The sequence below is a fragment of the Azospirillum lipoferum 4B genome (genome assembly GCF_000283655.1).
Classification (GTDB): Bacteria; Pseudomonadota; Alphaproteobacteria; order Azospirillales; family Azospirillaceae; genus Azospirillum; species Azospirillum lipoferum_C.
The window spans coordinates 74,538-85,454 of record NC_016624.1 but is presented as its reverse complement, the minus strand read 5'-3'; the positions used below and the strand labels follow the sequence as shown (position 1 = coordinate 85,454).

Annotated in this window: 10 protein-coding genes; 3 read left to right on the top strand and 7 right to left on the bottom strand. The window is 66.4% G+C overall.

The features are described 5' to 3' along the window. Nucleotides 1–8: 8 nt before the first annotated feature. Nucleotides 9–755 (bottom strand): DUF2076 domain-containing protein, encoded by a 747-nt coding sequence (locus AZOLI_RS27525; RefSeq protein ID WP_014249931.1) that lies wholly within the window; start codon nt 753–755, stop codon nt 9–11. Nucleotides 756–1,141: 386 nt separating this feature from the next. Here AZOLI_RS27525 and AZOLI_RS27520 point away from each other — a divergent pair, with 386 nt between their 5' ends. From AZOLI_RS27520 to AZOLI_RS27510, 3 genes are read left to right on the top strand one after another with little or no spacing between them, the layout of a single operon-like run. Continuing rightward, entirely contained in the window at nt 1,142–1,819 is a 678-nt protein-coding gene (locus AZOLI_RS27520; protein ID WP_044553488.1) for a chemotaxis protein CheX, read from the top strand. A 7-nt stretch (nt 1,820–1,826) separates the two neighbouring features. Next, on the top strand, nt 1,827–3,695 hold the full coding sequence (locus AZOLI_RS27515) for a sensor histidine kinase (protein ID WP_014249929.1): 1,869 nt from the start codon (nt 1,827–1,829) through the stop codon (nt 3,693–3,695). Next, nucleotides 3,692–4,093, top strand: coding sequence for a response regulator (locus AZOLI_RS27510; protein WP_014249928.1), 402 nt, complete (start codon nt 3,692–3,694; stop codon nt 4,091–4,093). The genes AZOLI_RS27515 and AZOLI_RS27510 overlap by 4 nt, the downstream gene beginning before the upstream one ends. 86 nt (nt 4,094–4,179) lie before the next feature. On the opposite strand, the gene AZOLI_RS27505 is transcribed toward AZOLI_RS27510, so the two are convergent. The 6 genes from AZOLI_RS27505 to AZOLI_RS31920 form a co-directional block, all read right to left on the bottom strand. After that, entirely contained in the window at nt 4,180–4,830 is a 651-nt protein-coding gene (locus AZOLI_RS27505; RefSeq protein ID WP_014249927.1) for a hypothetical protein, read from the bottom strand. 131 nt (nt 4,831–4,961) lie between these two features. Beyond that, nucleotides 4,962–7,076 (bottom strand): YgiQ family radical SAM protein, encoded by a 2,115-nt coding sequence (locus AZOLI_RS27500; RefSeq protein WP_014249926.1) that lies wholly within the window; start codon nt 7,074–7,076, stop codon nt 4,962–4,964. A gap of 203 nt (nt 7,077–7,279) precedes the next feature. Then, nucleotides 7,280–8,527, bottom strand: a complete 1,248-nt coding sequence (locus tag AZOLI_RS27495) for a TCR/Tet family MFS transporter (RefSeq protein WP_014249925.1) — start codon at nt 8,525–8,527, stop codon at nt 7,280–7,282. 253 nt (nt 8,528–8,780) lie between these two features. Beyond that, nucleotides 8,781–9,356, bottom strand: coding sequence for a TMEM175 family protein (locus AZOLI_RS27490; RefSeq protein ID WP_014249924.1), 576 nt, complete (start codon nt 9,354–9,356; stop codon nt 8,781–8,783). 17 nt (nt 9,357–9,373) lie between these two features. Next, nucleotides 9,374–10,078, bottom strand: coding sequence for a YoaK family protein (locus AZOLI_RS27485; protein ID WP_014249923.1), 705 nt, complete (start codon nt 10,076–10,078; stop codon nt 9,374–9,376). Nucleotides 10,079–10,250: 172 nt separating this feature from the next. Continuing rightward, on the bottom strand, nt 10,251–10,769 hold the full coding sequence (locus AZOLI_RS31920; protein ID WP_014249922.1) for a hypothetical protein: 519 nt from the start codon (nt 10,767–10,769) through the stop codon (nt 10,251–10,253). Nucleotides 10,770–10,917 lie beyond the last annotated feature (148 nt).

The window sequence follows — 10,917 nt, the reverse complement described above, 5'->3', positions numbered from 1 at the left end:
GGCGACGGTCAGATCCAGGAATCGCCCCCATCGCCGCTGCTGCCGTCATCGAAGGGCGCATCGTCGAACGACGCATCGTCCGCCGGCGGCGGGTCGGGGTCGTAGGAGGCTTCCTGAACCGCATCGGCCTGCGGTCCCCGGTCGCTGCCATAGTTGTTGATCACCGTCTCGTTGATCGTCTCGCTGACCGGGGTCTGCGCCGCCACCTCACCGAAGGGGCCGGGGGAATGGTGCAGCAGGGAGGAGATGGCACTCGCCGCCAGCATGCCGCCGGCCACACCCGCCGCCGTCTGCGCCGCTCCGGCGAAGAAGCCGCCGCCGCGAGGTGCCATGCCGGGGGCCATTCCGGGCGCCATGCCGGCTTGCGGGAAAGGCGGCGGCGCATAGGGTTGCTGCGGGTATGCGGCACCCGGTCCGCCGCCCCACGGACTGCGGCCAGCGGGGGGCGGCTCGGCACCCCGGCTCCACGGGCTGCGGCCGATGCCGAGCGCATTCGACAGGAAACTGCCGCCGGACGGCGCCGGCTGGGCCGGTCGGTCGCGCAACTGCCGCTCCAACTCCTCGATCCGGGTCTGCGCCGCGGACAAAGCCTGCTGCTGAACCAGAACGGTCTGCGCCATGTAATAGGCGGACAGCGGCTGGTCCTGGACCGCGCGGCGGATGAAGTCCTCCGCTTCGCCGTCGCGCGGCTGTGTTTCCACCTCGCGCAGGCGGCGGAACAGGTCGGACAGAAGTGTGCGTTCCTCGGGGGTCATCCTCATCTCCTCGCGCCATCTCCTCGCGCGGTATCCATCGCGCGGGCGCCTGGCATGATGTGGAGTCGCCATCCCCCTGCGTACAAGTCCCCTGGGGAAGGTGCCAACCGGGGATTCTGTCGTCACCCCGAACAGCGGCCAAACCACTTCATTACGTCTCTAAAGCAATATTGCATTGGAGTGCCGCTCTGTTGCCGAACGTTCCGAACTTGGCGCATGAGTTGGTGGATCGTCGGGCTGACCATTGTGGGAAGTGGGGCGGCTATATCGGCTATGGCGTCGCCGGCTTAACATATGACATTGACGGGGGTGCCCTTTTCCCGGTCGATGGGCCACATTCGGAGTGCGACCGCCGGGCGGCGCCGGTTGTGAGGCCGAGACCAAGAATGAACAGGCGCCGAGAGATGGTGGAACTGACCGACCTGGAGCGCGATGCGCTGACCGAGTTGGTGAACATGGGAGTCGGCCGTGCCGCCACCCATCTCAGCCGCATGGTCAACGACCAGGTCCTGCTGTCCGTCCCGACCGTGGACATCGTCAGCCGGCAGGAAGCATCCGATTTCCTGAACGCGCGGGAGCGCAGCGGGCTGGTGGCGGTGGAACAGCAGTTCCACGGCTCCTTCGATGGGCGCGCCATGCTGATCTTTCCGGAGGCCAACAGCCTGGAACTGGCCCGCGCGGTGCTAGGCGGCGACCTGACGCTTGCCGAGATCGTCGATCTGGAGCAGGACGCCCTGGCGGAGATCGGCAACATCATCCTGAACGGCTGCCTCGTCGTGGTCGCCAACGCGCTGAAGGACCGGCTGACCATCTCGCTGCCGGCGGTGCTGCGCGGCGACGGCGCCAACATCCTCAAGGACAAGGCGGGAAGCGCGGACGAGCTGGTGCTGTTCCTCTACATCGACTTCACGATCCGCAGCCGCAGCATCCGCGGCTACATCGCCTTGCTGATGGGCGTCTCCTCGCTGGAGTCGCTGCAATTGTTGATCCATGCCTTCATCGAAGACATCGCCTCCGAAGACCCAACATCCGCCGGAACGCCGCATGGTCCCCAGATTGCCTGAACAACCGATGTGGGCCCTGGATGTCCTGGGGGCGCTCGATGCAGGGATCCTGCTTCTCGACCGCCATTGCCGGGTGCTGTACTGGAACGGCTGGATGGAGCAGGCCTCCACCCTGACCGCCAGGGAAATCCTTGGGCATGACCTGTTCGATGCGCTGCCGAACCTGCGCGAATCGCGCCTGCACATCGCGGTGCGCGACACGCTGGCGACCGGGGCGCCCGGCGTTCTGTCCCACACGCTGAACCCGATGCTGTTCCCGCTGCGCCTGCCGGACGGGCGGCGGATGGTCCACAATGTGGTGATCCGTCCGTTGCCGACCCACGCCCAGACGATGGGCGGGGCGGCCGGAGGAGAGGCGCGCTGCCTGATCCAGGTGACCGACGTCACCGCATCGGTGAACCGCGAGCGCGTCCTGCGCGAGCAGCGCGACGCCCGCTATCGCGCCATCGTCGACACCGCTCCCGACGCCATCGTCACCACCGACACCCGCGGCATGGTGCAGTGGATGAACGGTGCCGCCACCCGCCAGTTCGACTATCGCCCGGAGGAACTGATCGGGCAGAGCGTGACGGTGCTGCTGGGCGACGACGCACCGGACTGGATCGCGATGGCCGAGCATAGCGGGCCGGGCAGTTCCGGCAGCCTGGATGCCGTCACCCAGCCGGTTGAACTGTCCGGCCGGCGCCGCGACCGCAGCCACATCGACCTGGAACTGTCGATGGCGCGCTGGGAATCGGAAGGACGCAGCTTCATCACCGGCATCCTGCGCGACATCACCGAACGCCGCCGCACTCGTGAGGAGCTGCGGGCCAGCGCGCTCGCCATGCGGCAGCTGGCCGAGCAGACCAAGGCGACGCTGGATGCGCTGCCCGCCTTCATCGCCGTGCTCGACCGGTCCGGCCACATCGTCTCGGTCAACCGCGCCTGGGCCGAAGCCGGACCGGAGACGACCTTCCTCGGCCAGGGCTGCATCGTCGGCGACGATTACCTCGACCATTGCGGCAGGGGCAGGGCCGCCGACCCGCGGGCGGACGACGTGATGGAGGGCCTGCGCAGGCTGCTGAGCGACGGGGGGCCGCCGGTGTCGGCGGAATATGTCACCACCAACCAGCATTGGTTCCGCTGCCTCGCCGCCCCCATGCCGGCCGGTCCCTTCGGCGGCACGGTGCTGATGCACATCGACGTGACGGAGATCAAGTCGATGGAGGCGGCGCTGCGCAAGCTGGTCGGCCAGAAATCGACCCTGCTGCGCGAGGTCAACCACCGCGTCAAGAACAGCCTGCAGCTGGTGTCCAGCCTTCTGACCCTGCAGACCCTCAGCCTGCCGGACGAGGCGGTGCGGGTGCATTTCCAGGACGCCCGCAGCCGCATCGAGGCCATCGCCCGCGTTCACAACCGGCTCTATCAGGCGGACCAGTTCCAGACCATCGAGTTCGGCACCTACCTGAACGAGCTGTGCGAGGATCTGGCCCGTGCGTCGGGCGGCGAGAGCATGTGCGACATCGTCGTGCGGTCCGAGGTCATCGACCTGCCGATCGACCATGCCGCGCCGCTGGGCCTGATCGCGAACGAGCTGATCACCAACGCGGTGAAACATCGCGGAGGCGGGGCGGCACGGGTGACGGTGACCTTCCGGCGCGAGGGCGACGACCTGTCCCTGACCGTGTCGGACCGCGGTCCGGGGCTGCCGTCCAACTTCGACATCCGCAAGAGCCGCAGTCTGGGCATGCGCCTGATTTCCAGCCTCGCCGGCCAGATCCGCGCCAGCGTGGACATCGACACCAACCCGCAGGGGACAACCTTCCGGATCGAGCTTCCGGTGCCCGACGCGGTGCCGCTGCTGGAAGCCTCCTCCGCCGAGGAGTTCGACGGATGAAGATCCTGCTGGTGGAGGACGAGGTGCTGATCGCGCTGGAACAGCAGCTCTACCTGGAATCCGTCGGCCACAGCATCATCGGCCCCGCCGTCACGGCGACCGAGGCGGTGCAGCTGGCCGAGGCCGACAAGCCGGACCTGGCGCTGGTCGACGTGCATCTGGGCATGGGCACCAACGGCATAGACGCCGCGCGCGGCTTGAACGCACTGGGCGTACCCTGCCTGTTCATCACGTCGTTCCGCGACGAGCTGAAGAAGGACGGCCCGCTCACCGGCATCGGCTGCCTGCCCAAGCCCTTCACCGAAAGCGGCCTGCTTGCCGCCGTCGACGTCGCCCGCGCGGTCCTGGCGGGGGAGACGCCGCGCAACGTGCCGCAGACGATGGAACTGTTCGTGTGAAGCGAAGGGGAGGGGAGTTTCTGACTTCTGGCCCTGGCCTCGGTCGCGCTGCCGGCCGTTCGGTGGCATGCCCTCGACGGCAGCCGTTACAGCAACCGGCGCACGGACAGGATGTTGTAGCGGCCGGGACTTGGCCTGGAAAAGACCTGCGACCAGATCTGCCATTGTCCGTTCACGCGCACGCCGATGACAGTCGCTTGGCCGCTGCCGTTGGCAAGGTTGCGATAATCGTCCCGCATCAATCGCCCCTGGTATCCGGACATGGCGTCGAGCATGGCCGCATTGTCCGTGGAGCCCTGGGAAGAACGGATGTTGTGATGGGCGACGCGCACGGTGCCATTACCGGGGTTCCAACCGAACGAACAGCCATTCATCAGGGCATTGAAGAACAGGCTCGCATCGTTGCCGATCACCAACGAATAGGCACTGTCTACGTTCCAGGGCAGGAAATAGGCGGTACCGTCTCCTGCCCCGTTGGGCGACACCTGATAGAAGTTGCCGCCGCCGCTCCATCCATAGACGCGACCGCGATGATGGACATTGGCGTTCGCCACCTGGGTGACCTGGAATATGCTGGGCCGGTGACCCTGGACATTCACGGCAGCCCCGTTGACCCGCTGAGCCCATAATGCGGGTGTCATGCCGTTGGGCATGAAGAAGGCCACGATATGCCGTTTCAGGAAGGCCCCGGCATCTGTGGCGAGTGGCACGGTAATGATCGGCGACGCAATGGGCATGGCCTTCCCTTCGGTTGTTCAAGGCGATAAAAAACAATTATCAAAGCGTGCAATCGAGTTGCATCAGCCTTGAAAATTGTATTTCGCCGCCTCAGCCGTGGGAAGAGCTTTCATGGGCGGAGTTGCCAGCCCTACCGGGCCTTGGGTGACAGCTTCCCATTCCGGCCGGCCCTGCCATCCCGCTCGGTACGTACCGGATGGCCGCCGGCCGGTTTGTTCCCCACCGGCGGCACCACGCGGCGTCCCTGGCCGGCCTGCTGGGTCAGGAAGGTCTTGCCCCCTTTCTCCCGCGGCTTGGCGGTGGCGCCGACCGGCTGCCACGCCGGGATCAGCTGCTCCTCGCCCGGTCCGATCAGATCCTCGCGGCCCATGCGCTTCAGCGCCTCGCGCAGGATCGGCCAGTTCTCCGGATCGTGGTAGCGCAGGAAGGCCTTGTGCAGGCGGCGCTGCTTCAGCCCCTTCGCCGACGACACCATCTCCGACCCGACACGGCGCACCGGGCGCAGCGGGTTGCGCTCGCTGTGGTACATGGCGGTCGCCAGAGACATCGGCGAGGGCAGGAAGGTCTGCACCTGATCCGCCTTGAAGCCGTTCCGCTTCAGCCACAAGGCGAGGTTCATCATGTCCTCGTCCGTGGTGCCGGGATGGGCGGCGATGAAGTAGGGGATCAGGTAGAGCTTCTTCCCCGCCTCCTTCGCCGCCTTGTCGAACATCCGCTTGAACTCGTCATAGGCGCCCATGCCGGGCTTCATCATCTTCGCCAGCGGACCCGGCTCGGTGTGTTCCGGCGCGATCTTCAGGTATCCGCCGACATGGTGGGTCACCAGCTCCTTGACATATTCCGGGTTGCGCACGGCGAGGTCGTAGCGCAGGCCGGATGCGATGTGGATCTTCTTCACCCCCGGCACCGCGCGGGCCTTGCGGTAGAGCTGGACCAGCGAGGAATGGTCGGTGTTCAGGTTCTTGCAGATGTCCGGGAAGACGCAGGACGGGCGCCGGCAGACGGATTCCGTCTCCTTGTCCTTGCAGGCGAGGCGATACATGTTGGCGGTCGGCCCGCCCATGTCGGAGATGACGCCGGTGAAGCCCTTGGTCTTGTCGCGGATAAGCTCGATCTCGCGCAGGATGGAGCCTTCCGACCGGCTCTGGATGATGCGGCCCTCATGCTCGGTGATCGAGCAGAAGGAACAGCCGCCGAAGCATCCCCGCATGATGTTGACCGAGAAGCGGATCATCTCCCAGGCCGGGATGCGCGCGTCGCCATAGGACGGGTGGGGCGCCCGCGCATAGGGCAGGTCGTAGACGCCATCCATCTCGTTGGTTTCCAGCGGGATCGGCGGCGGGTTCAGCCAGACGTCGCGGTCGCCGTGGCGCTGGACCAGCGCGCGGGCGTTGCCGGGGTTGCTCTCCTGGTGCAGGACGCGGCTGGCATGGGCATAGAGCACCTTGTCGGCCGTCACCTGCTCGTAGCTGGGCAGGCGCACCGCCATGCGGTCGGCGCCGGCGGCGCGCGGCGACACCGGGGCCGACGGATCGTCGATGGAACTGCTGTCGACCACCGTCCAGCCCTCCGGCAGGGAGGAGCGCATGATGGCGGTGCCGCGGATGTCGGTCATCGCCTTGGGCGATTCTCCCTTCAGCGCGCGCTGGGCGATCTCGATGATGGCGCGTTCGGCGTTGCCGTAGACCAGCATGTCCGCCTTGGAATCGACCAGGACGGAGCGGCGGATCTTCTCGCTCCAATGGTCGTATTGGGCGATGCGGCGCAAGGACGCCTCGATGCCGCCCAGCACGATGGGCACGTCCTTGAAGGCTTCGCGGCAGCGTTGGGAATAGACGATGACGGCGCGGTCCGGTCGCTTGCCGCCCTCGTCGTTCGGGGTGTAGCTGTCGTTGTGGCGCAGGCGACGGTCGGCCGTGTAGTGGTTGACCATCGAATCCATGTTGCCGCCGGTCACGCCCCAGAACAGCCGCGGCTTGCCCAGGATCTTGAACGGTTCCGCACTGCTCCAGTCCGGCTGGGCGATGATGCCGACGCGCAGGCCCTGCGATTCCAGCAGCCGGCCGATGATCGCCATGCCGAAGCTGGGATGGTCGACATAGGCGTCGCCGGTGACGACGATGACATCGCACTGGTCCCAGCCCAGCCGGTCCATTTCCGCACGCGACATCGGCAGGAAGGGTGCCGCCTTGGGGCGCACGCTCCGGTCCGGGCGGTGGGCGAACAGGTTGGGGGCCGCGAGCATCGCGTTCTCCGGGTCTCAGCTGTCGATAAGGATGGAAGCCGACAGTCTTACCCTGTCGGCCCGCAAATTCCCACCGCTGATAACGCAGCGGAGCAATGGGATATTCTGCGGGATGGTCGGCAGCTATGTGGGACGCCCCACAGCCGGTGCAAGGGTGTCCAGTGGGCAAGGGGGTGGGGAAGGGGGTGGGAAGACGGCGCCGGTCAGGCCGCTGCGCCGTCCGCCTCCTCCGCCCGGCCGTTGCGACGCGCCACCGTCCAGCCGATCACCGCTCCCAGCAGCAGCACGAGTGCCGCAATGACGAAGGCCAGCCCCGGATTGGGGAATAGCGGATCGGCACCGACGGAAACGGAATAGACCGTTCCGAAGACGACCGGCGCCAGGATCCCGGCGACGCTCGCCACGCTCATGTTGGCGCCCTGCAGCTGGCCCTGTTCCGAGGGCGAGACCCGCTGCGTCATCAGCGACTGGATGGTCGGCATCGCCAGCCCCCACAATGCAGCGGGCAGGATGGACAGCGCGAACCAGCCGCCGTCCGGCGCCAGCCCCATGCAGGCCAGCCCGACGGCCCCGCCGAACAGGCCGACCACCATCGTGCCGCGGTCGCCCAGCCACTTCACCACGCGGGACACGACCAGCCCCTGCATGACCATGTCGAGCGCGCCGACCACCGCCAGCAGCAGCCCGACATCCCAGGCACTCCAGCCATAACGATGCCCGGCATAGAGGACGAAGACGGCGGGAAAGACATTGTGGGAGAAATGCAGCATGAAATTGACCAGGGCCAGCCCCGACAGTTCCGTGTGGGACCGCAGCAGGCGCAGCGCGCCGAAGGGATTTGCCCGACGCCAGGAGAAAGCCATCCGGTTTTCCGGCGCCAGCGATTCCGGCAGAACGGCCAGACCATAGAGGAAGGCCAACCCGCTGAGCGCACCCGCAGCCCAGAAGGGGGCACGCGGCGAAAGTTCACCCAGCAGCCCACCCAGGAGGGGACCGGCGATGAAGCCGGCGCTGAAGGCGGCGCCGATCAGGCCATAGGCCCGCGCCCGCTGCTCCGGCGGCGTCACGTCGGCCATATAGGCGAAGACGGTGGTGAAGCTGGAGGAGGTGATGCCGGCGATCGCCCGGCCGACCACCAGCCACCACATGTTCGGCGCCACCGCGATCAGCACGTAATCCACCGCCAACCCCAGGGCCGACAGCAGGATCACCGGCCGCCGCCCGTACCGGTCCGACAGCGACCCGATCACGGGGGAGCAGAAGAACTGCATCAGCGCCCACAGCGCCACCAGCGCGCCGTTGATGGTGCCGGCCTGTGCATCGGGTCCGGCGAACTCCTCGATCAGCGCCGGCAGCACCGGAATGACGATGCCCATCGCGACGATGTCGAGCGCTGCGGTGACGAGGATGAAAGCGATGGCGGCCTTGCGTGGCCGAAGCAGGGAAGACATGGAACAGCCTTGCGAAACACGACGGATGACTATGCCCGGACCGGACGGGAAATGCGATGCCGGCCAGACCGGCAGCCGGAAGGGGATTTCCCAGTGAAGCGGGATCATAGGCGGCAGCCTACCGGTTGTGAAGCGAAATATTTCCGACTTCGGATGTATTTCAGCCATGCGCCGCGGCGGGATTTCGCGGCACGGGGACTGCCGGTGGAACGGCGCTTCCATCAGGAGCTTTTCGAAATGCGATGATCGCCCGTCAGTCCTCCAGGGCGCGCTCGATCCGTCGGTCCGGCACCAGCCACAGCAGGATCACGAGGACGTAAAGCAGGATGGACAGCGGTTGCAGGATAAAGGCGACGGGAATGGCCAAGGCATAGAACGCCATGCTGATCTTGCCCTTCAGGTCGGACCCGATGGCCCGCGCCACCGCCGAATCGCTGCCGCCGCAGGCGATGATCGCCCGTTCGGTCAGGGTGTAGCCGACCGCCGCCATGCCGAGGACGACGCCATAGGCCGCCGTCGCCACCGGCGAAAACGCGCTTTCATCGAGCCAGCGGATGACGAAGGGCACCAGCGACAGCCAGAACAGCAGGAACAGGTTCGCCCACAACACCCGCCCGTCGATGCGCGCGGTCGCCTGCAACAGATGGTGATGGTTGTTCCAGTAGAGCCCGACATTGACGAAGGACAGCACGTAGGCCAACAGGATGGGAATGCGCTCCGCCAGGGCGGCGAGGCTGCCGTCCTCGGGAACCTTCAACTCCAGCACCATGATGGTGATGACGATTGCCACCACCCCGTCGGTGAATGCCTCCAGCCGGCCGGCCTTCATGGGTCCGATCTCCGCCGTCAGGCCGCGGCCGGCGCGGCGGCCACCGGATGAAGCGCGCAGACCGCGGTCCCCGCCAGCACCAGCGCGCCGACGACGACCAGGGGAAGCACCAGCCCGCTCTGCATCACCATGACGGCACCGATCACGGCACCGAGGAAGATCGCGGCGACGCTGGCGATGCGCCGCGGCGCGTTGGTGTTGGCGCCTCCGGCAAGGCTGGAATCCGCCGCCAGTCCGGTCAGGGTCAGGGTCAGGACCGTGGTGGTGAGGTCGGGGACCTTCAATTGCCGGACCGTGGCGTTGCGGAAACCCATGGCGAACCCGGTCAGGGCGATGATCGTATACAAACCGGACGCGGGAGCCTGCGTGCCGACATCGAAACCGGCGGCGACCATCGCGGCGATCCAGAACAGCGACGTCTCGAACAGCGCCGCAGCCAGCAGCCAGTGCCGCATCGGCCGTCCGGCCAGCGTCCTGCCGACCCGGCCGGCGATCAGGGCCCCGGCAAGGAAGGTTGCCAGCGCGGTAACCGCCGGCATGACCAGGAAGCCCGGCGTACCGGCGGCAGCGAAGCCGAGGAAGACGACGTTGCCGGTCATATTGGCGGTGAAGACCTTGCCCAGGCCGAGAACACTGATGGCATCGACCAACCCCGTCGTCACCGACAGAAGAAGCAGAAGCCAGGGCAGGGGGGAGTTGCCGGTTGTGGCCGGTGCGGACATGGCTGTCGCTTTCCCATTGTTTCCGGTGGGTGGAGCGCCAGCATCGGTCATCGCCGCGACCGCGGTCTTGTCGGTTCACGGCCGGCTTGGAAAATTCTGCACATCTTGCCGGGGCGCCGCCGGCGGGGCGCTGACAGTTTGACTTTGCGCGCGCGACTTACGGCACATAAGTTCAGTTATGAAAAATAATCGACGGCTTGCGCGACTTGTCGGATCGACGGTTCCCGGCTATGCTCAAACCCAGGTGGCGGCGTACTGTAAGAGATGCCGGGTAGCCTTCGGGTCCGTGGGGCGTGTCTCTCTCCCCAGCCGCTACCTTACCTCTACATGGGCGAACCAGGACTCCGCGCGCTCGCATGTTTGCGATCTGGTCGTTGTTGCTGCGGCGCAAGGACTGGAGATACACCCCCCTGCGATCCACCGTCACTTTCACGACTGCGCACCACCAGACCAAGTCATGGCGCGCTACGACCACGTGCCTCTCGCGATCCTCCCGAACCTCGCCTTGGTCCAAAATCTCTTGAAGACGGGCGAAGGCTTCAGGGGTCCATCCGTGCTTCTTATGGCTGTCCCTGGTCTCCGACGACAGGAACACGCGAGTCGTTTTGGCACCGAGATGTTTTTGGATGTCGGCCGGCAGACGCGCCACGACGATGATGCCCGAGGCATCCCACTCAAGAAAATACTCCACGCCGCAGCCGTTCCCGCCATCACAGTCAGCGGCCCGACCCTACCCCATTCGAGACTCGCAAGAAAGGCGGCGGTTGAGTGAACCGCCGCCTTATACCAGCGGCTTTGAAGTGTGACTCGTCACGGTGGATTCCCTTTTGGTCCGCCCT